The organism is Bacillus pretiosus, assembly GCF_052947655.1.
The window spans coordinates 252,501-275,000 of sequence record NZ_CM129593.1 but is presented as its reverse complement, the minus strand read 5'-3'; the positions used below and the strand labels follow the sequence as shown (position 1 = coordinate 275,000).

The 22,500-nt window shown below is 40.5% G+C and carries 15 protein-coding genes, 2 tRNA genes, 5 rRNA genes and 2 riboswitches (1 of these 24 cut by a window edge); of the genes, 3 read left to right on the top strand and 19 right to left on the bottom strand.

Annotated features, from left to right (window positions below):
• Positions 1-39: 39 nt before the first annotated feature.
• The 10 genes from ACU8YW_RS01570 to groES form a co-directional block, all read right to left on the bottom strand.
• Positions 40-999: an alpha/beta hydrolase gene (locus ACU8YW_RS01570; protein ID WP_088061498.1), complete on the bottom strand. Its 960-nt coding sequence runs from the start codon at positions 997-999 to the stop codon at positions 40-42.
• A gap of 242 nt (positions 1,000-1,241) precedes the next feature.
• Positions 1,242-1,357, bottom strand: a 5S ribosomal RNA gene (gene rrf, locus ACU8YW_RS01565).
• 48 nt (positions 1,358-1,405) lie between these two features.
• Positions 1,406-4,327 (bottom strand): 23S ribosomal RNA (locus ACU8YW_RS01560).
• A gap of 146 nt (positions 4,328-4,473) precedes the next feature.
• Positions 4,474-6,025, bottom strand: a 16S ribosomal RNA gene (locus tag ACU8YW_RS01555).
• Together the 16S, 23S and 5S rRNA genes form the textbook arrangement of a ribosomal RNA operon.
• Before the next feature lie 294 nt (positions 6,026-6,319).
• Entirely contained in the window at positions 6,320-7,825 is a 1,506-nt protein-coding gene (locus ACU8YW_RS01550) for a sensor histidine kinase (protein WP_426934722.1), read from the bottom strand.
• Positions 7,809-8,510 (bottom strand): response regulator transcription factor, encoded by a 702-nt coding sequence (locus ACU8YW_RS01545; RefSeq protein WP_087981820.1) that lies wholly within the window; start codon positions 8,508-8,510, stop codon positions 7,809-7,811. The genes ACU8YW_RS01550 and ACU8YW_RS01545 overlap by 17 nt, the downstream gene beginning before the upstream one ends.
• A gap of 145 nt (positions 8,511-8,655) precedes the next feature.
• Complete coding sequence (locus ACU8YW_RS01540) at positions 8,656-9,981, bottom strand: NCS2 family permease (RefSeq protein WP_000833097.1); 1,326 nt, start codon at positions 9,979-9,981, stop codon at positions 8,656-8,658.
• 128 nt (positions 9,982-10,109) lie between these two features.
• Positions 10,110-10,211: riboswitch (purine riboswitch) on the bottom strand.
• A gap of 153 nt (positions 10,212-10,364) precedes the next feature.
• Positions 10,365-11,903: a glutamine-hydrolyzing GMP synthase gene (gene guaA, locus ACU8YW_RS01535; RefSeq protein ID WP_098133539.1), complete on the bottom strand. Its 1,539-nt coding sequence runs from the start codon at positions 11,901-11,903 to the stop codon at positions 10,365-10,367.
• Positions 11,904-12,068: 165 nt separating this feature from the next.
• Positions 12,069-12,170, bottom strand: a riboswitch (purine riboswitch).
• Positions 12,171-12,309: 139 nt separating this feature from the next.
• Entirely contained in the window at positions 12,310-13,944 is a 1,635-nt protein-coding gene (gene groL / locus ACU8YW_RS01530; RefSeq protein WP_001029984.1) for a chaperonin GroEL, read from the bottom strand.
• A 38-nt stretch (positions 13,945-13,982) separates the two neighbouring features.
• Positions 13,983-14,267 carry a co-chaperone GroES gene (gene groES, locus ACU8YW_RS01525; RefSeq protein ID WP_000917306.1) on the bottom strand — a complete coding sequence of 95 codons (285 nt, stop codon included), beginning with the start codon at positions 14,265-14,267 and terminating at the stop codon, positions 13,983-13,985.
• A 401-nt stretch (positions 14,268-14,668) separates the two neighbouring features.
• On the opposite strand from groES, the gene ACU8YW_RS01520 reads away from it, so the two are divergent.
• Both ACU8YW_RS01520 and ACU8YW_RS01515 read left to right on the top strand, forming a co-directional pair.
• Entirely contained in the window at positions 14,669-15,418 is a 750-nt protein-coding gene (locus tag ACU8YW_RS01520) for a CPBP family intramembrane glutamic endopeptidase (protein ID WP_087981823.1), read from the top strand.
• Complete coding sequence (locus tag ACU8YW_RS01515; RefSeq protein WP_001246201.1) at positions 15,415-15,606, top strand: YdiK family protein; 192 nt, start codon at positions 15,415-15,417, stop codon at positions 15,604-15,606. Before ACU8YW_RS01520 ends, ACU8YW_RS01515 begins: the two co-directional genes overlap by 4 nt.
• 29 nt (positions 15,607-15,635) lie before the next feature.
• On the opposite strand, the gene ACU8YW_RS01510 is transcribed toward ACU8YW_RS01515, so the two are convergent.
• Positions 15,636-16,265 carry a redox-sensing transcriptional repressor Rex gene (locus ACU8YW_RS01510; RefSeq protein ID WP_000437704.1) on the bottom strand — a complete coding sequence of 210 codons (630 nt, stop codon included), beginning with the start codon at positions 16,263-16,265 and terminating at the stop codon, positions 15,636-15,638.
• Positions 16,266-16,452: 187 nt separating this feature from the next.
• On the opposite strand from ACU8YW_RS01510, the gene ACU8YW_RS01505 reads away from it, so the two are divergent.
• A complete protein-coding gene (locus ACU8YW_RS01505) occupies positions 16,453-18,387 on the top strand; it encodes an ABC-F family ATP-binding cassette domain-containing protein (RefSeq protein ID WP_218924097.1) in 1,935 nt (644 codons plus the stop codon).
• A 407-nt stretch (positions 18,388-18,794) separates the two neighbouring features.
• Here ACU8YW_RS01505 and tsaD read toward each other — a convergent pair whose 3' ends face one another.
• From tsaD to ACU8YW_RS01465, 8 genes are all read right to left on the bottom strand, one after another.
• Positions 18,795-19,811, bottom strand: a complete 1,017-nt coding sequence (tsaD, locus tag ACU8YW_RS01500; protein ID WP_000414582.1) for a tRNA (adenosine(37)-N6)-threonylcarbamoyltransferase complex transferase subunit TsaD — start codon at positions 19,809-19,811, stop codon at positions 18,795-18,797.
• Positions 19,811-20,254 (bottom strand): ribosomal protein S18-alanine N-acetyltransferase, encoded by a 444-nt coding sequence (rimI, locus tag ACU8YW_RS01495; RefSeq protein WP_000367200.1) that lies wholly within the window; start codon positions 20,252-20,254, stop codon positions 19,811-19,813. Before rimI ends, tsaD begins: the two co-directional genes overlap by 1 nt.
• 13 nt (positions 20,255-20,267) lie before the next feature.
• Positions 20,268-20,960 carry a tRNA (adenosine(37)-N6)-threonylcarbamoyltransferase complex dimerization subunit type 1 TsaB gene (gene tsaB / locus ACU8YW_RS01490; protein ID WP_098133538.1) on the bottom strand — a complete coding sequence of 231 codons (693 nt, stop codon included), beginning with the start codon at positions 20,958-20,960 and terminating at the stop codon, positions 20,268-20,270.
• Entirely contained in the window at positions 20,941-21,414 is a 474-nt protein-coding gene (gene tsaE, locus ACU8YW_RS01485) for a tRNA (adenosine(37)-N6)-threonylcarbamoyltransferase complex ATPase subunit type 1 TsaE (RefSeq protein ID WP_000049636.1), read from the bottom strand. The genes tsaB and tsaE overlap by 20 nt, the downstream gene beginning before the upstream one ends.
• Positions 21,415-21,588: 174 nt before the next feature.
• Positions 21,589-21,664 (bottom strand) — tRNA-Asp (locus ACU8YW_RS01480).
• 3 nt (positions 21,665-21,667) lie between these two features.
• Positions 21,668-21,744, bottom strand: a tRNA-Met gene (locus ACU8YW_RS01475).
• Positions 21,745-21,756: 12 nt separating this feature from the next.
• Positions 21,757-21,872: ribosomal RNA gene (gene rrf, locus ACU8YW_RS01470) — 5S ribosomal RNA — on the bottom strand.
• Between the two features lie 101 nt (positions 21,873-21,973).
• Positions 21,974-22,500 (bottom strand): 23S ribosomal RNA (locus tag ACU8YW_RS01465); it runs 2,395 nt beyond the window's last position.

Below are 22,500 nucleotides of genomic sequence, written 5' to 3'. Positions count from 1 at the left end.
CCTTCTGATTATCGTATATACAAATCTAAAACAATCTAATTACGCTGGAATGTATCTCCCCACGAACTTCCATACGGTATTCCAATATTTATTCGAATCTACCTTCTCGGCTTCTCCATGTCCAGCACCTGGAACAATTAATTTCTCTTTTTCTACTTTTGCAGCATTATATACTTCATCTAACATTTCATAAGGAACAAATGTATCAGCATCCCCATGAATAAATAGCATAGGTGTTTTACTTTTCGCCACTTGTTTTATAGCTGAAGCTTCTTCTAAATCATATCCAGCTCTTAATTTTGTAACTGTATTTGCCGCATTCATAACAGGAAACTTTGGCAAATGGAATAGATCTTTTAGTTGATACGTAAATTCATCAATAACAGTTGAGTATCCACAATCTTCAATAATAACTTTAACGTTAGAAGGTAACTCTTCACCTGAAGTCATCATTACAGTTGCTCCCCCCATTGAAACACCAAAGAGTGCTATTTCAGCATTAGGGTCTTTCTTTACAATTTGTTGAATCCAAATCAAAATATCTTTACGATCATGCCAGCCCATCCCTATATAATCACCTTCACTATTTCCATGCCCACGAAGGTCTGGCGCTATGACGTTATATCCTTGTTCATAAAAGTTCCGGATATATTTCGTCATTTTCGATGCCCTACTATCATATCCATGAACTACAATTGCCCATTTATGACTAGATTGTTCATTCATATATTCATAACCTGTTAATTTCAACTTATCGAAAGAATTTATGTTTCGTGTATTAGGTTTATGATTTGATACAAAGTTCGCATCCTTTTCTTCATTTGTAGCGAACACACCTCCCGATGCATTCACAGTTTCTACTAAGTGAGGATTATCCTCTAAAAACTCTTTCTCTTGTTTCGCATTCAACGCATAATTATAAAAATAATTCCCGACTAACATATAAGTAATTGCTAGAAGGACTAAAGCTACTATAGTAATTACACCTATCTTTTTCATATTATCTCCTTAAAAAAATTTAAATCTTCCTATATTAAAGTACCTCGAAAAACAACTGTACTATTTTAACACACCGATAGATTGCTTCTACAAAAAATAGAATAGAAAATCTTAAACTACACATCAAAAATGATGAAAGAAAATGAATATGAGGGGATCAAAAGAATACGGATTACTTACTTGAAGCTGATAAGAAGTTTAAAACACAAAAAAGACGAGTCATTCTGACTCGTCTTAAAGTTGCTTGGCGACGTCCTACTCTCACAGGGACAAGGTCCCAACTACCATCGGCGCTAGAGAGCTTAACTTCCGTGTTCGGTATGGGAACGGGTGTGACCTCTCTGCCATCATCACCAAACTATGAAGGCATATTCCTTCAAAACTAGATAACATTGCTTCATATTATATGGTTAAGTCCTCGATCTATTAGTATTCGTCAGCTCCACATGTCACCATGCTTCCACCTCGAACCTATCAACCTGATCATCTTTCAGGGATCTTACTAGCTTACGCTATGGGAAATCTCATCTTGAGGGGGGCTTCATGCTTAGATGCTTTCAGCACTTATCCCTTCCGCACATAGCTACCCAGCTATGCCCTTGGCAGAACAACTGGTACACCAGCGGTGCGTCCATCCCGGTCCTCTCGTACTAAGGACAGCTCCTCTCAAATTTCCTACGCCCACGACGGATAGGGACCGAACTGTCTCACGACGTTCTGAACCCAGCTCGCGTACCGCTTTAATGGGCGAACAGCCCAACCCTTGGGACCGACTACAGCCCCAGGATGCGATGAGCCGACATCGAGGTGCCAAACCTCCCCGTCGATGTGGACTCTTGGGGGAGATAAGCCTGTTATCCCCGGGGTAGCTTTTATCCGTTGAGCGATGGCCCTTCCATGCGGAACCACCGGATCACTAAGCCCGACTTTCGTCCCTGCTCGACTTGTAGGTCTCGCAGTCAAGCTCCCTTATGCCTTTGCACTCTACGAATGATTTCCAACCATTCTGAGGGAACCTTTGGGCGCCTCCGTTACACTTTAGGAGGCGACCGCCCCAGTCAAACTGCCCACCTGACACTGTCTCCCGGGTCGATAAGACCCGTAGGTTAGAATTTCAATACAGTCAGGGCGGTATCCCACCAGCGCCTCCACCGAAGCTAGCGCTCCGGTTTCAATGGCTCCCGCCTATCCTGTACAAACTGTACCAAAATTCAATATCAGGCTACAGTAAAGCTCCACGGGGTCTTTCCGTCCTGTCGCGGGTAACCTGCATCTTCACAGGTACTATAATTTCACCGAGTCTCTGGTTGAGACAGTGCCCAAATCGTTACACCTTTCGTGCGGGTCGGAACTTACCCGACAAGGAATTTCGCTACCTTAGGACCGTTATAGTTACGGCCGCCGTTTACTGGGGCTTCAGTTCAGAGCTTCGCTTACGCTAACCCCTCTCCTTAACCTTCCAGCACCGGGCAGGTGTCAGCCCCTATACTTCGCCTTACGGCTTCGCAGAGACCTGTGTTTTTGCTAAACAGTCGCTTGGGCCTATTCACTGCGGCTTTCCGTTAAGAAAGCACCCCTTCTCCCGAAGTTACGGGGTCATTTTGCCGAGTTCCTTAACCAGAGTTCTCTCGCACACCTTAGGATTCTCTCCTCGCCTACCTGTGTCGGTTTGCGGTACAGGCACCTTTTATCTCGCTAGAAGCTTTTCTTGGCAGCGGGGAATCAAAGACTTCGCTCCATAAGGAGCTTCCCCATCACAGCTCAGCCTTCACGATAAGCGGATTTGCCTACTTATCAGCCTAACTGCTTGGACGTGCACAACCAATCGCACGCTTCTTCTATCCTTCTGCGTCCCTCCATTGCTCAAACGATAAAGAGGTGGTACAGGAATATCAACCTGTTGTCCATCGCCTACGCCTGTCGGCCTCGGCTTAGGTCCTGACTAACCCTGAGCGGACGAGCCTTCCTCAGGAAACCTTAGGCATTCGGTGGACGGGATTCTCACCCGTCTTTCGCTACTCATACCGGCATTCTCACTTCTAAGCGCTCCACCAGTCCTTCCGGTCTGACTTCACTGCACTTAGAACGCTCCCCTACCACTGATACCATTGGTATCAATTCGCAGCTTCGGTGGTGTATTTAGCCCCGGTACATTTTCGGCGCAGAGTCACTCGACTAGTGAGCTATTACGCACTCTTTAAATGGTGGCTGCTTCTAAGCCAACATCCTAGTTGTCTAAGCAACTCCACATCCTTTTCCACTTAATACACACTTTGGGACCTTAGCTGGCGATCTGGGCTGTTTCCCTCTTGACTACGGATCTTATCACTCGCAGTCTGACTCCTAAGGATAAGTCATTGGCATTCGGAGTTTGACTGAATTCGGTAATCCGATGAGGACCCCTAGTTCAATCAGTGCTCTACCTCCAAGACTCTTACACTTAAGGCTAGCCCTAAAGCTATTTCGGGGAGAACCAGCTATCTCCAGGTTCGATTGGAATTTCTCCGCTACCCACACCTCATCCCCGCACTTTTCAACGTGCGTGGGTTCGGGCCTCCATTCAGTGTTACCTGAACTTCACCCTGGACATGGGTAGATCACCTGGTTTCGGGTCTACGACCACGTACTAAACGCCCTATTCAGACTCGCTTTCGCTGCGGCTCCGCCTCTTCAGCTTAACCTCGCACGGGATCGTAACTCGCCGGTTCATTCTACAAAAGGCACGCCATCACCCATTAACGGGCTCTGACTATTTGTAGGCACACGGTTTCAGGATCTCTTTCACTCCCCTTCCGGGGTGCTTTTCACCTTTCCCTCACGGTACTGGTTCACTATCGATCACTAGGGAGTATTTAGCCTTGGGAGATGGTCCTCCCAGATTCCGACGGAATTTCACGTGTTCCGCCGTACTCAGGATACATTCAAGAGAGAACGAAGTTTCGACTACGGGGTTGTTACCCTCTACGACGGACCTTTCCAGGTCGCTTCGTCTACCTCGTTCCTTTGTAACTCCGTATAGAATGTCCTACAACCCCAAGAGGCAAGCCTCTTGGTTTGGGCTATGTTCCGTTTCGCTCGCCGCTACTCAGGAAATCGCATTTGCTTTCTCTTCCTCCAGGTACTTAGATGTTTCAGTTCCCTGGGTCTGTCTTCCTTACCCTATGTATTCAGGCAAGGATACCATACCATTACGTATGGTGGGTTTCCCCATTCGGAAATCTTCGGATCAAAGCTTACTTACAGCTCCCCGAAGCATATCGGCGTTAGTCCCGTCCTTCATCGACTCCTAGTGTCAAGGCATCCACCGTGCGCCCTTTCTAACTTAACCAAACTAAAATTAAAAAAATATGAGCTACACTGTTATCTAGTTTTCAAAGAACATACATTTATATATGAGAGATAGTTCTCTCAAAACTGAACAAAACGAAACACGGAAACTTATATTGATGAACAGCGTTCATCAATTCTCCATAGAAAGGAGGTGATCCAGCCGCACCTTCCGATACGGCTACCTTGTTACGACTTCACCCCAATCATCTGTCCCACCTTAGGCGGCTGGCTCCATAAAGGTTACCCCACCGACTTCGGGTGTTACAAACTCTCGTGGTGTGACGGGCGGTGTGTACAAGGCCCGGGAACGTATTCACCGCGGCATGCTGATCCGCGATTACTAGCGATTCCAGCTTCATGTAGGCGAGTTGCAGCCTACAATCCGAACTGAGAACGGTTTTATGAGATTAGCTCCACCTCGCGGTCTTGCAGCTCTTTGTACCGTCCATTGTAGCACGTGTGTAGCCCAGGTCATAAGGGGCATGATGATTTGACGTCATCCCCACCTTCCTCCGGTTTGTCACCGGCAGTCACCTTAGAGTGCCCAACTTAATGATGGCAACTAAGATCAAGGGTTGCGCTCGTTGCGGGACTTAACCCAACATCTCACGACACGAGCTGACGACAACCATGCACCACCTGTCACTCTGCTCCCGAAGGAGAAGCCCTATCTCTAGGGTTTTCAGAGGATGTCAAGACCTGGTAAGGTTCTTCGCGTTGCTTCGAATTAAACCACATGCTCCACCGCTTGTGCGGGCCCCCGTCAATTCCTTTGAGTTTCAGCCTTGCGGCCGTACTCCCCAGGCGGAGTGCTTAATGCGTTAACTTCAGCACTAAAGGGCGGAAACCCTCTAACACTTAGCACTCATCGTTTACGGCGTGGACTACCAGGGTATCTAATCCTGTTTGCTCCCCACGCTTTCGCGCCTCAGTGTCAGTTACAGACCAGAAAGTCGCCTTCGCCACTGGTGTTCCTCCATATCTCTACGCATTTCACCGCTACACATGGAATTCCACTTTCCTCTTCTGCACTCAAGTCTCCCAGTTTCCAATGACCCTCCACGGTTGAGCCGTGGGCTTTCACATCAGACTTAAGAAACCACCTGCGCGCGCTTTACGCCCAATAATTCCGGATAACGCTTGCCACCTACGTATTACCGCGGCTGCTGGCACGTAGTTAGCCGTGGCTTTCTGGTTAGGTACCGTCAAGGTGCCAGCTTATTCAACTAGCACTTGTTCTTCCCTAACAACAGAGTTTTACGACCCGAAAGCCTTCATCACTCACGCGGCGTTGCTCCGTCAGACTTTCGTCCATTGCGGAAGATTCCCTACTGCTGCCTCCCGTAGGAGTCTGGGCCGTGTCTCAGTCCCAGTGTGGCCGATCACCCTCTCAGGTCGGCTACGCATCGTTGCCTTGGTGAGCCGTTACCTCACCAACTAGCTAATGCGACGCGGGTCCATCCATAAGTGACAGCCGAAGCCGCCTTTCAATTTCGAACCATGCAGTTCAAAATATTATCCGGTATTAGCCCCGGTTTCCCGGAGTTATCCCAGTCTTATGGGCAGGTTACCCACGTGTTACTCACCCGTCCGCCGCTAACTTCTTGAGAGCAAGCTCTCAATCCATTCGCTCGACTTGCATGTATTAGGCACGCCGCCAGCGTTCATCCTGAGCCAGGATCAAACTCTCCAATAAAGTTAGTTTGTCTAGCATCTAAAAATAAAAATTGACGTTTCACGTTGTTTGTTTCGTTCAGTTTTCAAAGAACTACTCGGTCGCTCATTTGCGACTCCCTTATGTTAACATCTTCATGTTTCAATGTCAACTAATTTTTTTATTTCGTTTGCCGCGTTCTGCGTTATTGCATCGGCGACTTGTCCTATATTACACCTCTATACTCTAATCGTCAACATATTTTTCTAAAAAAATATAAAAAGGCTTATTTCTTTTAAAATAAGCCTTTTTATCAAATATCATTCTATTCATTTATTATTTTTCTATAATTGGTAACGAGACGATAAACTGAATAATACCATCCTCATATTCTGCTCGAATACTACCACCTTGCAGCTCAACAATACTTTTCGCAATCGCTAATCCAAGTCCCGATCCTTCTGTTACTCTACTTCTAGATTGATCCTTCTTATAAAAACGTTCAAACAAACTCCCTAGCTCTTCTCTCGTAAACTCTTCACTATGATTCGCAATTACAATTTGTATATCCCGGCGCTGCCTTTGAAGAGAAACTTTTATCTCCCCATCATCTTTACTATACTTAATCGCGTTCATTAATAGATTATCAAATACACGTACCATCTTTTCCGAATCAACCGCTGCATAGGCACGTTCCTCAGGAAACTTCTTAACAAACGCAAGTCCATGCTCTTCTGCCTGCGGTACTAACTCTTCTATTAATTGCTCCAATAACTCATTTATACAAACCTCTTGTTTTTCTAATACAACTTGCTCATTTGTTAACTTCGTATACTCAAATAAATCTTCTATTAAATTCTTTAACTGCTCCGACTTCGCAAAAGCAATTCTCGTATACTCATCATGTTGTTCTTTATTTTCATATTTAGAATCTCGAAGTAATCGCAAGTAACCCATAATAGAAGTCAGTGGTGTACGCAAATCGTGAGATACATTCGTAATAAGCTCATTCTTTTGCTTCTCTAATTTACGTTCCTTTTCTATATTATTCATAAGCTCTTCTGCCATATTATTAATATTCTCAGTTAAAGACGCAATCTCGTCCTCACCTTTCTTCTCAATACGATACGCTAAGTTGCCTTTTTCTATTTCCTTTACACCTTGTGCCATCGCTTCAATTTGCTTCATCTTTCTCTTTGTTATATAGAAGAAAGAGAAAATAAATACGAGTACACCTATGCAAAATGGAAACGGCCCTTCTTGCGTATCATATATTACTTCACCTTCTGGAATCCCACTAACAAACATGTATAAATTCTTATCTTCTATTGTAATAGGTGCAAAAGCTATAAATTCTTTTCTTGTACTTTCAAATGCATCTTGGCCATTTGAATAGTTGATCGCAAATGATGCTGCATTACGAATCGTATTATGCAAATCAATTTGCTCTTCTTGCGCCTGCTTCGTTTTATATAAAACTTTACCGCTCTCGTCAGTAACCAATATTTTTAAAGCTCTAGGTCCTCGCTCTAAACTTTGGTTCTCCCTTTCGATCATATCGGATATAGCTTCTAATTTATTTTCATGAACCGAACTATTTGCCGCTCCTTGAGCTTGTTGATTAATCTCCTCCATACCAGCCCGATAATCGATCATCGCCTTCCGATTCGCATTCTCAAAAAACGGCGCTGCTGTCTTTGCTGACAAAAGACCTAATAGCGCACAAGCAGTAAACGCAGTAATAAGTTGAATTCGCACACTCCGTTTCACACTCTTCATTATCTTTCCAATTAATTCTCGAAATTTCCTAACATAAGTAAATGGATTAAATATCTTTTTCAATCTTATACCCCACTCCCCATACTGTTTTTATATATATTGGCTTCCTTGGATTCTCCTCAATCTTTTCACGCACTTTCCGAATATGAACCATTACCGTGTTATCCGACTGGAAAGATCTTTCGTTCCAAACCTTTTCATAAATTTGTTCCGCGCTAAAGACCATCCCCGGATTACGAGCTAGTAATTCTAAAATCGAAAATTCCCTCGGGGTCAGTTTCACTTCTTCTCCATCCACAATGACTGTATGAGTGGAGATGTTTATTTTCATCTCTCCAATTTCTAACTCGTCCTCATTTTGAAGAGCAAAACCATTCATCTTCATATAACGACGTAACTGAGATTTAATCCTTGCGATTAACTCTAACGGATTAAATGGTTTCGTTACGTAATCATCTGCACCTGTTGTTAATCCTAAAATTTTATCCATATCTTGCGTTTTCGCAGAAAGCATAATAATCGGCATTTCTTTCGATTCTCTTACTTTCATACACATATGAATACCATCTACCTTTGGCATCATAATATCTAATACGACTAGATGTACTTCATTTTCTTCTAGTAAACGTAATCCTTCTTCTCCGTCTCCTGCTTGCAACACTTTATATCCTTCATTCTTTAAATAGATTGTAATAAGATTTCTAATTTCTTTTTCATCATCTACGACAAGTATTGTTTCGTGCGCCACAATATCTCCCCCATCACTTTTTTAATCCCTAACTTCTATTATAGGAAAACTTCTGAAGAAAAACGCTCGGAAATCCTTAAGATTTTCTGAAGACGCAAAAAAGGTCTAGACTCCCCTTAAGTCTAGACCTTTCAAAAAACCCCTTTTATTTACGAACGTAGATGAAATATAGTACGAATAAAACTCCCATAACATACATAATTGGATGAATCTCTTTACGACGACCACTTACTACCATTGTAATTGGATAGAAGATAAACCCGATTGCAATCCCTGTCGCAATACTATACGTAAGTGGCATTGAAATGATTGTAAAGAATGCTGGTACTGCAATCTCGAATTTCTTCCAATCAATTTCGCCTAAAGATGAAACCATCAAGATCCCTACAATAATTAATGCTGGCGCTGTTACAGCTGGTGTTACAACGCTTAATAATGGCGAGAAGAATAGTGCCAGCAAGAAGAATCCCGCTGTTACAACTGCTGTAAATCCAGAACGTCCACCCGCTGCTACCCCTGCAGAAGATTCAATGTAAGACGTTGTTGTTGATGTACCTAAGATCGCACCGATTACAGTTGCAATCGCATCTGCAAATAATGCTTTTCCTGCACGTGGTAATTTATTGTTCTTCATTAATCCAGCTTGATTCGCAACCGCTACAAGTGTACCTGCTGTATCAAAGAAATCGATAAAGAAGAACGTTATAATAACAATCACCATTTGAACAGTGAAAATATCTCCGAAGTGAGTTAACGCCACACCGAACGTTGGTTCTAGACTCGGTATTGCTCCCACTACAGCTTTTGGAGTATCAATTAATCCTGTCGCTACTCCTAAAATTGCTGTAAGAATCATACCGTAGAACACTGCACCATTAACTTTCTTAATCATGAAGATGATTGTAGTAACAACCCCGAAGATTGCTAGTAACGTTGTGCCCTTTGTTAAATCCCCCAACCCAACAAGAACAGCATCATTTTTCACGATAATTCCGGCATTTTGGAAGCCAAGGAAGGCAATGAATAATCCGATACCTGCCGCTACTGCAAACTTTAACTCTGATGGAATTGCATTAATGATTTTTTCACGAATACCTGAAGCTGTAAGAATAATAAAGATAATACCTGACATTAACGTTCCAGCAATTGCTGTCTGCCATGGAATACCCATCGTTAACACTGCCGTATAAGCAAAGAACGCGTTAATTCCCATACCCGGCGCCAAAGCAATCGGATACTTCGCGAATATCCCCATAATTAACGAACCAATCGCTGCTGCTAATGCTGTAGCAACGAATACTGCACCCGGATCCATTCCTGTACCTGCTGGTAACCCTTTAACATTTCCAAGTGACAGCGTAGCAGGATTGACAAATAGTACATAAGCCATAGATAAAAATGTCGTTAAACCTGCTATGAACTCTGTTTTATAATTTGTACCGAGTTCATCAAACTGAAAATAGCGTTTCATCTTACGTTTCCCCCGTTATATGATTACTCGCCGTAATCTCCCTAGCCCTCTTTTATCTATTAAAAATAAAAAAGGCTTCCATTGCATATACATGGAAGCGTTCTATGAATAAAGACAAGTTTACCCTCATCTTTATCTAAACGCCTCGTAGTCAAGCCATTTACGGTAGCTAGGTAGAAACTTTCGGGCCATATCCCCGATATTATACGACGGCATAATATTCACTTTTCGTTTGAATTACATACTCATATTAACTCGATGAAGTAGTTTTGTCAATTTAAAAACGAACATTTTTACAAACTTTTGCATTTTCGTTCGTATTAAGAGCAAAACACAAAAGATCCATCTATGCATGAGCAATAGATGGATCTTTTTTTATAATACTATTCCCACTCGATAGTTGCTGGTGGCTTACTTGTTATATCATACACGATACGGTTAACGTGTTTTACTTCGTTTACGATACGTACAGAGATTTTCTCTAATACGTCCCAAGGGATACGTGCCCAGTCAGCTGTCATACCGTCGATAGATGTTACTGCGCGGATACCTACTGTGTAATCGTAAGTACGCTCATCACCCATAACACCTACGCTACGCATACCAGGAAGCGCAGTGAAGTATTGCCAAACTTCGCGGTCTAAGCCCGCTTTAATAATTTCTTCACGTAAAATCGCATCAGATTCACGAACGATTTCTAATTTCTCTTCTGTGATTTCACCTAATACACGAATACCAAGACCAGGGCCTGGGAATGGTTGACGCCATACGATTTCATCAGGAATTCCTAGTTCTGATCCTAATACACGTACTTCATCTTTAAATAACGTGTTTAAAGGCTCAATTAATTTGAACTGCATGTCTTCTGGAAGACCACCAACGTTATGGTGAGATTTAATTGTTTGTGCAGTTGCTGTACCACTTTCAACGATGTCTGTATAAAGTGTACCTTGCGCTAGGAAGTCCATTCCTTGTAATTTAGAAGCTTCATCATCAAATACGTAAATGAATTCATTACCGATGATTTTACGTTTTTGTTCTGGATCTTCTACACCTTTTAACTTGTTCATGAAGCGTTCTTGTGCATCCACTTTAATAACGTTCATGTGGAAGCCTTCGCTGAATGTTTTCATAACGCCTTCTGCTTCACCTTTGCGAAGTAAGCCGTGGTCAACGAAAATACATGTTAATTGATCGCCGATTGCTTTATGAATTAATACTGCTACAACAGAAGAGTCTACACCGCCGCTAAGTGCGCATAGTACTTTTTTGTCTCCAACAGTTTCACGGATTTTCTCTAATTCTACTTCGATAAAGTTCTCCATGTTCCATCCTTCAGAACAACCACATACGCCGAATACGAAGTTTTTAATTAAATCGTTACCGTGCTCAGAATGACGTACTTCTGGGTGGAATTGTACACCGTATAAGTTTTTGTCTTCATTGCTCATACCAGCAATTGGACAAGACTCACTTGTTGCATCTACTACGAATCCTTCAGGTAAACCAGTTACTAAGTCACCATGGCTCATCCATACAACTTGCTCTTCTGGAAGGTTCGCATATAATTTTGATTCGTTCTCTACTTTAAGAACAGCTTTTCCGTACTCACGGTGGTTTGCACGTTCTACTTTCCCACCGAAGTGTTGCGTCATAAGCTGCATACCGTAACAAATACCAAAGATCGGTAATCCTAGTTCAAAGATTTTTTCATCACAATGTAATGCGCCTTCACCGTATACACTATTTGGTCCACCAGAGAAGATAATCCCTTTTGGATTCATTGCTTTAATTTCTTCTGCAGTAATTGTATGTGGATGAAGTTCACTGTATACACCGAACTCACGAATTCGACGTGCTATTAACTGATTGTACTGACTCCCAAAATCTAAAACGATAATTGTATCATGCTGCTTCTTCAAAATAATCACCCCAACGTTAGTTCTCGTATATAAATATTTTTACCAATTAGGCAAAAAGCATTACTAATATAATAAAAAAAGCCAGTCCTCCGCCTCTAGTCTCATAACAAAGAAAAGGCAGGGGTCTGGCTTTATAAAGAAAGATAGTCTTCCGCTCTTTATAAATATAAGACGCACTGCCTTCATAGTCAGGTTGTTTACGGTAACCCGGTAGAGACTCTCAAACCATATCATCGAGGATATATGAAGGATTTTTTTATATTATCTCCCTAGATTCTAACAATGAAGTATCGATATGGTCAAGAGAGAAAGCGACAAAATTCTACAGAAATTAATTTCCTTTTCTAAAAAACATAAAAAAACATCCATTTCTATATAGAAATGGATGTTTTTCGAGCAAACGGAATTACATCATTCCGCCCATACCGCCCATGCCCATGCCGCCCATGTCAGGCATTGCTGGTGCATTTGGTTCTGGCTTGTCAGCAACTACAGCTTCAGTCGTTAAGAACATAGCTGCAACAGATGCTGCGTTTTGAAGTGCAGAACGAGTTACTTTAGCTGGATCTACGATACCAGTTTCAAGCATGTTAACCCACTCGCCAGTAGCTGCGTTGAAACCAACGCCTACTTTTTCGCCTTTTAGACGCTCTACAACTACAGATCCTTCTAGACCAGCGTTGATTGCGATTTGACGAACTGGCTCTTCTAGTGCGCGAAGTACGATGTTGATACCTGTTGCTTCGTCGCCTTCAGCTACGATAGAAGCTACTTTCGTGTATACGTTCATAAGTGAAGTACCACCACCTGCAACGATACCTTCTTCTACTGCTGCACGAGTTGAGTTAAGTGCATCTTCAATGCGAAGTTTGCGCTCTTTTAACTCAGTTTCAGTTGCTGCACCTACTTTAATTACTGCTACGCCACCTGCAAGTTTTGCAAGACGCTCTTGTAATTTTTCACGATCGAATTCAGAAGTAGTTTCTTCTAATTGCGCGCGGATTTGACCGATGCGAGCTTCGATTTGTTGTGAATTTCCGATACCTTCAACTACAGTTGTGTTTTCTTTCGTTACAACAACTTTACCAGCACGTCCTAAAGATTCAATTGTAGCAGATTTTAAGTCACGACCTAATTCTTCAGTGATTACTTCGCCACCAGTTAAGATTGCGATATCTTCTAGCATTGCTTTACGACGGTCACCAAATCCAGGAGCTTTAACAGCTACTACATTGAATGTACCACGAAGTTTGTTCACTACTAATGTAGCTAAAGCTTCGCCTTCTACATCTTCAGCGATGATAAGAAGTGGTTTACCTTGTTGTACCACTTGCTCTAATACTGGTAAGATTTCTTGGATGTTAGAAATCTTCTTATCAGTAATTAAGATGTATGGGTTATCAAGAACTGCTTCCATTTTGTCAGAATCAGTAATCATGTAAGGAGATGCATATCCACGATCAAATTGCATACCTTCTACTACGTCTAATTCTGTTGTAAATCCTTTAGATTCTTCTAAAGTAATAACGCCGTCGTTACCAACGCGCTCCATTGCTTCAGCGATTAATTGACCTACTTCTTCGTCAGCTGCAGAAATAGCAGCTACTTGTGCGATAGAAGATTTGCCTTCGATTGGTTTAGAAATCTCTTTTAATTCTGCAATTGCAGCAGTAACAGCTTTTTCGATACCTTTACGAAGACCCATTGGGTTCGCACCAGCTGTTACGTTTTTAAGACCTTCACGAATCATAGCTTGTGCTAATACAGTTGCAGTTGTTGTTCCGTCACCAGCTACATCATTTGTTTTGCTAGCAACTTCTGCTACTAATTTTGCACCCATGTTTTCGAATGCATCTTCTAATTCGATTTCTTTTGCGATTGTTACACCATCATTTGTAATAAGTGGTGAACCAAATTTTTTCTCAAGTACAACGTTACGACCTTTTGGTCCAAGCGTTACTTTTACTGCGTTTGCAAGAGTGTCGACACCGCGAAGCATCGAACGACGTGCTTCTTCACTAAATTTAATATCTTTTGCCATAATAATTGACCCCCTTGAATTTTTTAAGATTTATATAATTAACCGATAACTGCTAAAATGTCACTTTCACGTAAAATCAAGTAGTCAGTACCTTCATATTTTACTTCAGTACCTGCATATTTTGAGAAGATGATAAGATCACCTGCAGCTACCTCTAGAGCAACACGCTCACCATTTTCAAGCACTCGACCAGTACCTACTGCAATAACTTTACCCTCTTGTGGTTTTTCTTTTGCAGTGTCTGGTAATACAATACCACTTGCTGTTTTTTCTTCTGCTTGAACAAGCTCAATTACAACGCGATCACCTAATGGCTTTAGCATGAACAATAACCTCCTCATTTTGTTATGTAAATTTTATTTATTAGCACTCAAGTCACCCGAGTGCTAACACACTTATAATAATAAATAATCTCAATTTCTTTTGCAAGTAAAAAAATCATAATTTTTTCGCAAATTAAGCTATACACTTTTCTATATAGAGTCCCTCTTCTTCTACCTTTACTATATGAATCGTTGTTTCCCCTACTCGTATGTTACAATATGAAAGGACACCCTAAGTTGTTTTCGCTATACACACAACTTTCTCCTGTCTTCTATTATAATTTCAAATAAGGATTTACGAAAAAAACATAATTTAAGCGAGGTTTATATCGTAGGTAGCATACTTACATGTTATCCTACCTTATCTCATACACTAGAGTTAGAAAGGATGGTTAAACCATTTGAAAAAACAATATTGGTGGGTTATCGTTACATACATTTTAATGCAGTTATCATCCATTGCTGGATTACCACTTCTGCTGAAAACTGGACTTTATGATAACAGGGGATTTACTAGAGAAGAGAAATTTCAACTCATAACTGGCCACTGGGCAATCATTAGCTTCTTTATTGCATTATGTATCGTACTTTGGTTACTTAGAACAGATATTCGTGACAGACGTTTAGATACAATGCGCTCTACTGTTCCAGCTACGATTGGTTGGATTTTTATCGGGTTCTTCCTAGCATTTTTCTCACAAAGTATTGCCGGTATGATAGAAATGCGTGTATTAGGAATTAAACCTGGATCAGAAAATACAGCAAGACTTATGGATATCGCAAAAACGACACCTTGGTTCCTTATCGTTATCTCTATAATAGGACCTATTTTGGAAGAAATCGTATTTAGAAAAATTTTATTTGGTACACTTTATAAGAAGTTTAACTTCTTTATTGCTGCTATCATTAGTTCTCTTGTATTCGCAGCAATTCATTTTGATTTCACTCACTTATTGGTATACACTTCTATGGGACTCGTATTCGCCTTTTTATATGTAAAAACGAAGCGTATTATCGTCCCTATCGCAGCTCATGTTGCAATGAATACATTAGTTGCAGTTGCTCAAGTTTTAATGAGCAATGAACAAATTCAAGAAATGATTAAAGAAGCTGAAAAAATGCAAGGCTTTATCGGAGGATTTTTAGTATGAGGAACTCACCATTGTTCATGGCTGCATTGTACTTCCTTCTAGGATGTATCTTTACACGCTTCGCCATTACGAACGTAACAGATACAATCTGGAATATGTGGACAATACTATTTGCAGTTATGGCAACAATTGATTTTAATTTGGCACTTCGCCTTATCTTAGTTAAATTCACAAAGAAAAAACAATAATAAAACGCAGAGGTCGCTTCCTCTGCGTTTTATTGTGGATAATTCTTTAAAAAGTAAACAAGTGTTTGTAACTCTACCGCTAAATCAATATGGTGAATTCTTATATTATCTGACACATTTAAGCGCGCTGGTGTGAAATTTAAAATACCATGCACGTTCGTTTCTGCCAATCTATCTGCTACAGATTGTGCCACTGTAGCGGGTACTGTTAATATTGCCACTTGTATATCAGTTGATAAACGTTCTTCTAATTCATCTAAATGATATACAGGAATGCCCCCGATTTCTGTCCCGACTTTCTCTTCACTAACATCAAACGCCATTTCAATTTTTGTATTATTGTTTTTCGTGAAATTATAATGTAAGAAAGCGGTCCCTAAATTACCTACTCCAATAAGTGCTACACGTGTTATATCATCTTGGTCGAGTGTTTCACGGAAAAATGATAATAAATAATTTACGTTATATCCATAACCTTTTTTCCCTAACGCTCCAAAATATGAAAAATCTCTTCGAATCGTTGCGGAATCAACTTTTACCGCTTCACTCAATTCGGCTGATGAAACACGTTGCTTACCAGAAAGAGATAAGTTTTGGATAAATCGATAGTATAGAGGCAATCGTTTGGCAGTGGCCTGTGGAATTTTTTGCTGCTCCATATAACCTCTCCTCTCTTCCTACCTTTATTCATATACTTGAATCAAATACAGAAGTTTAGCACTCATGAATTTCCCTGTATAATAAAGAGAAGAAGTATTCTCTCTTTATTTTAAACTATACACTATTTTTAGTATGATTGAGAAATATAAACATGGCAAAGTTAAGAAATTATTTGAGGTGAAAACATTGATTTTATTACAAGTAAACGCGCTTACGAAATTATACGGTGCCGAAACGATTCTTGCAAACATAAAATTGGAAGTTCAAACGAAAGATCGTATCGCATTAGTCGGACGAAATGGGGCCGGAAAATCTACACTATTAAAAATAATAGCTGGTGAGCTATCTCATGATGGTGGCGAAATTATAAAACCAAAAGATGTCTCAATCGGATATTTAGCTCAAAATACCGGGTTAGAAACGTCTTTAACAATTTGGGATGAAATGTTAACCGTCTTTACACACTTGCAGCAAATGGAGACAAAACTTCGAAGGCTAGAGCAAGAGATGGGAAAAGAAGAAAACTTTTCAAACGAGGCTACATATGAAAGATTATTAGCTGATTATGACCAATTGCAATTAGATTATAAAGATCAAGGTGGATATCAATATGAAGCAGATATTCGCTCGATTTTAAGTGGTCTTGGCTTCCCAGTTGAAACGCACCAGACGACGATTTCTACATTAAGCGGTGGACAAAAAACACGATTAGCTCTCGGTAAATTATTATTAACGAAACCAGACCTACTTATTTTGGACGAGCCTACAAACCATTTAGACATCGAAACATTAACATGGCTTGAACAATATTTACAAGGCTATCCTGGCGCAATACTAATCGTTTCCCATGACCGTTATTTCTTAGATAAACTCGTTACACAAGTATATGAAATTTCGAATAAAGAAAGCAGACGATTTGTTGGTAACTACAGTAAATATTTAGACTTAAAATCAGCATTATACGAGCAAGACATGAAACGTTATGAAAAACAACAAGATGAAATCGCTAAGCTTGAGGATTTCGTTCAAAAAAATATAGCGCGCGCATCTACGACAAAACGTGCTCAAAGCCGTCGTAAACAATTAGATAGAATGGAATTATTGACTAGACCATTAGGTGATTCTAAGTCAGCATCCTTCTACTTCGATATCGAAAAACAAAGTGGAAATGATGTTTTACAAGTAAAGGATGCAACTATCGGCTATGATGATGATCCGATTATTGAACATGTAACTATGCGCTTAACTCGCGGGGATAGCGTTGCTTTAGTTGGTCCAAACGGAATTGGAAAATCCACATTATTAAAATCACTTGTGAATAAGTTACCACTATTAAATGGTGATGTTTCTTTCGGATCCAATGTATCTGTTGGTTATTATGATCAAGAACAAGCAAACTTAACATCTTCTAAGCGAGTTTTAAATGAGTTATGGGATGAATATCCATTGCAGCCCGAAAAAGAAATTCGCACGATATTAGGTAACTTCTTATTCACAGGGGATGATGTACTAAAACCAGTATCTTCTCTTAGTGGTGGACAAAAAGCTCGATTAGCTCTTGCAAAACTTATGATGCAAAAATCAAATTTATTAATTCTCGATGAACCTACGAACCATCTTGATTTAAATAGTAAAGAAATTTTGGAGAATGCTTTAATTGATTATCCAGGCACCCTTCTATTTGTTTCACATGACCGCTACTTTATTAATCGTGTAACGACGACCGTTGTTGAGTTGTCAACAGAAGGTGCACAAGAGTATTTAGGCGATTACGATTACTATGTGGAGAAGAAAAATGAAATGATTGAACGTGCAGCATTTGAACAACAAGAACAGCAAGAAAACCAAGCACCTGTTCAAAAAACTGTAGCGCAAGAAAAATTAAATTATCTCGAAGAAAAAGAGCGTAAACAATTAGAACGTCAACGCACTCGAAAAATTGAGGAACTAGAACAAAATATTGTAGAATTTGAAGAAGAAATTGCTACGTTAGAAGATCAACTTTGCTTACCAGAAATATACGCAGATTATGAAAAGGCTAGTGAAATTACAACGAAAAAGCAAACACTACAAGAGCAACTTGATGCTTGTATGGCAGAATGGGAAGAATTACATTTATAAGAGTATGAATAAGAAGGATGTCTCATAAGTCGGGATTTTTGACTATGCGACATCCTTTTTATCTTCTAGCTGGGGTATAAACGATTCGACACGACATACCGATTTACCGACAAAGTTTGACAATGTTGGCTCGCCCCTATAATAAGGGGACATTTCAAAATGTTTTTTAGAGATATCTTCTTGCGATTTATTTCCCAAAAAAGAATACATTCAAAGGTCAGACTTCTTCTGCTTTATCCACAGGTTTATACACATATCCACCTTTATAAAATAAACCCCAAAATAACTTTTCCACATTATCCACAACTTCCAAAAAAGTTATCAACATTTTATATACACAATAAAACCCACATTATCAACAGATAATATGGGTTTTATCCACAAGCTGTGGTTAATTTTGTGCATAACTATTCTTCAATATCTAATCCTGGATTTGCATTTAGAGCTAATGTAGCACGTTTTCCTTGTTCATATGCAATTGTACCTGCGGCTGCAATCATCGCTGCATTATCGGTACATAAAGATAGTGGAGGAATAATTAGCTCGATATTTTCTTTTGTCGCAAATTCCGCTTCCAAACGTGCGCGAAGTCCTTTATTCGCAGCTACTCCACCAGCAAGAAGCAGTTGCTTTACGTTATACGCTTCTGCTGCACGAGATGCTTTCGTTACAAGCACATCTATTACACTCGCTTGGAAACTTGCTGCTAAATCTTCCGGTGCAATTTCTATCCCGCGTTGTTTCGCGTTATGCACAGTGTTGATAACTGCTGATTTCAATCCACTGAAACTGAAATCATACGAATCAGGTTCTAGCCATGCACGAGGCAAATCGATTGTCGGTTCCCCTTCATGTGCAAGGCGATCAATGTGAGGACCACCTGGATATGGCATGGATAATGTTCGAGCTACTTTATCATATGCCTCTCCAGCTGCATCATCTCTTGTTTCACCAATCACTTCGAATGAACCATGTTCTTTCATATAAACAAGCTCCGTATGTCCACCAGATACAACAAGTGATAGTAGTGGGAATTGAACTTCTTTTACTAAACGGTTCGCATAAATGTGCCCAGCTATATGATGAACACCCACTAGAGGAATATCATGTGCAAAAGCCACTGCTTTCGCTGCATTTACCCCTATTAAAAGCGCTCCTACTAACCCAGGTCCTTCTGTTACAGCAATTGCATCAATATCATCAAATGTGATATTTGCTTCTTTTAAAGCTTCTTCTAACACAACTGTAATTTCTTCTACATGATGACGGGATGCAATCTCTGGTACAACTCCGCCAAAACGTTTATGACTTTCAATTTGTGATGCAACGACATTCGCAATAATTTCCGTTCCATTTTTAACAACTGCTACTGCTGTTTCATCACAACTTGTTTCAATACCAAGTATAATCGTATTTTTTTCCATTATATATTCACCCACATTACGAGACCATCTTCCTGATTGTCTGCATAGTATCGTTTACGAATTCCACCATTTTGAAATCCGTATTTTCTGTATAACTGTTTTGCTACTTCATTTGATACACGTACTTCAAGCGTCATCGTTTTTACCCCTAAATCTTTCGCTTCGGAAATAACTTCTTTCAATAAAGCATCCCCTAGCTTTTGACCTCTGTATTCTGGTAAAATAGCTACATTTGTTATATGTGATTCATCAATAATTATCCACAATCCACAATACCCAATTACACGACCATCTTTTTCTAGCACAACATAATGTGCATGTTCATTCGTCGTTAACTCACGGTGAAAGGCATCTGCAGTCCAAGGAGTTGAAAAAGACGCTTCTTCAATAGCTACAATTTGAGCGATATCATCGAGTTCCATCTTTCTAAATATCATATCCATCTTCTGCAAGCTCCTACTTGTTTTGACTTTCTAACCACTTTGTTTCAGCTTCAGCTAAACGAAGATAACTAGGAACAAATGAATGTACATCTTGTTCTTCTTTTTGTAACCCTAAGAAAGCTAACTCACTTGGTCTTGGGTTATTTTTAGTGAAGGGAGCAAATACAGCTTGGTTGCCTAAATGTTCGATAATCGTCTCTTTGTGCAGTTTAACATCGTTACCAATAAATAAAACAGGCTTTCCTGTATCTTTTAACATTTGCAACCAGTCTACAATAAGGATGATTCGGTCTTCTTCTATAGAAGTTAAATGCTCTCCTTCATATGTATATAACCCAGTATAAATTTGTCCGCGTCTTCCATCGAATAAAGGACAGATTAATCCATCAAAATTAGCACCGTTTGCAGCCACTACTTCTAAACTTGATACACCTACAATTGGTATTTGAAGTGACCAAGCTAATGTTTTTGCAACTGTCACACCTATGCGAACACCTGTATATGATCCAGGTCCAGCAGCTACAACTATTTTAGTTAATTCTTTCGGTTTTACACCACATTCTTTTAACAATTTCTCTACAGCTGGCATAAGACGTACAGAATGGTTTTTTGTTAAGTTTGTAATGATTTCCCCAATTACGTTTCCTTCCTCAATAAGGGATACACCCATTACGTAATTTGAAGTATCAATTGCTAGTACTTTCATCTTGTAATAGCTCCTCACATAATCTAATATATCGATCTCCAATTGGCTCGAGTACAATTTTCCTTGTATCATCTCCAGCATGGAATAAACTAATTTGTAACTTCTCATTCGGTAAAAATGCTTCTATTAAATGAGCCCATTCTACTACAGTAATTCCTTCACCGTAGAAATACTCATCAAAACCTAAGTCCTCTTCACTTTCTGCTAAGCGATACACGTCCATATGATATAGCGGCAATCTCCCTTTATATTCTTTAATAATATTAAAGGTTGGACTATTTACAACTCTTTTCACTCCAAGACCTTTTGCTAGTCCTTTTGTAAAAGTTGTCTTACCAGCCCCTAGATCTCCTTCTAAAATAATTACATCTTGTGCCCCGACAAGTCCACCTAGTTTTTCTGATAATCTTTGTGTTTCCTCAGAAGAGTTTGTTGTTATTTCATATTTACTCACAGACTTCACCTACTTTACTCACAATGTTCTCTGCTCTTTATTATACAGGTTTTGAATATATAAAAAAGTCCTTAGGAGTTTTCCTAAGGATAGTTTGACTGTCTTTATTAGTTTTTTGTTAAAACAAATAAAAAAATACGAAACAACATGTTTCGTTCTTTTCTTTATATAAAATGGCGGTCCCGACCGGGGTCGAACCGGCGATCTCCTGCGTGACAGGCAGGCATGTTAACCACTACACCACGGGACCATTTGGTTGCGGGGACAGGATTTGAACCTGCGACCTTCGGGTTATGAGCCCGACGAGCTACCGTGCTGCTCCACCCCGCGATGATATAAATAGCCTGGCAACGTCCTACTCTCACAGGGACAAGGTCCCAACTACCATCGGCGCTAGAGAGCTTAACTTCCGTGTTCGGTATGGGAACGGGTGTGACCTCTCTGCCATCATTACCAGACTGTATTCATTTAAGACAAGAATCATCATAACTTATTTAACTTTTAAAGTCAACAAGTTTTTTATATTCTTTCAAAACTAGATAACATTGCTTCATATTATATGGTTAAGTCCTCGATCTATTAGTATTCGTCAGCTCCACATGTCACCATGCTTCCACCTCGAACCTATCAACCTGATCATCTTTCAGGGATCTTACTAGCTTACGCTATGGGAAATCTCATCTTGAGGGGGGCTTCATGCTTAGATGCTTTCAGCACTTATCCCTTCCGCACATAGCTACCCAGCTATGCCCTTGGCAGAACAACTGGTACACCAGCGGTGCGTCCATCCCGGTCCTCTCGTACTAAGGACAGCTCCTCTCAAATTTCCTACGCCCACGACGGATAGGGACCGAACTGTCTCACGACGTTCTGAACCCAGCTCGCGTACCGCTTTAATGGGCGAACAGCCCAACCCTTGGGACCGACTACAGCCCCAGGATGCGATGAGCCGACATCGAGGTGCCAAACCTCCCCGTCGATGTGGACTCTTGGGGGAGATAAGCCTGTTATCCCCGGGGTAGCTTTTATCCGTTGAGCGATGGCCCTTCCATGCGGAACCACCGGATCACTAAGCCCGACTTTCGT

What these genes read in the sequence shown, in the direction of transcription:
- ACU8YW_RS01510 (WP_000437704.1), bottom strand. Translation starts at nt 16,265, where the DNA reads ATGGAGCAGCAAAAAATTCCACAGGCCACTGCCAAACGATTGCCTCTA.
- groL (WP_001029984.1), bottom strand. Translation starts at nt 13,944, where the DNA reads ATGGCAAAAGATATTAAATTTAGTGAAGAAGCACGTCGTTCGATGCTT.
- tsaB (WP_098133538.1), bottom strand. Translation starts at nt 20,960, where the DNA reads ATGAAAGTACTAGCAATTGATACTTCAAATTACGTAATGGGTGTATCC.
- rimI (WP_000367200.1), bottom strand. Translation starts at nt 20,254, where the DNA reads ATGGATATGATATTTAGAAAGATGGAACTCGATGATATCGCTCAAATT.
- ACU8YW_RS01570 (WP_088061498.1), bottom strand. Translation starts at nt 999, where the DNA reads ATGAAAAAGATAGGTGTAATTACTATAGTAGCTTTAGTCCTTCTAGCA.
- ACU8YW_RS01515 (WP_001246201.1), top strand. Translation starts at nt 15,415, where the DNA reads ATGAGGAACTCACCATTGTTCATGGCTGCATTGTACTTCCTTCTAGGA.
- ACU8YW_RS01540 (WP_000833097.1), bottom strand. Translation starts at nt 9,981, where the DNA reads ATGAAACGCTATTTTCAGTTTGATGAACTCGGTACAAATTATAAAACA.
- tsaD (WP_000414582.1), bottom strand. Translation starts at nt 19,811, where the DNA reads ATGGAAAAAAATACGATTATACTTGGTATTGAAACAAGTTGTGATGAA.
- groES (WP_000917306.1), bottom strand. Translation starts at nt 14,267, where the DNA reads ATGCTAAAGCCATTAGGTGATCGCGTTGTAATTGAGCTTGTTCAAGCA.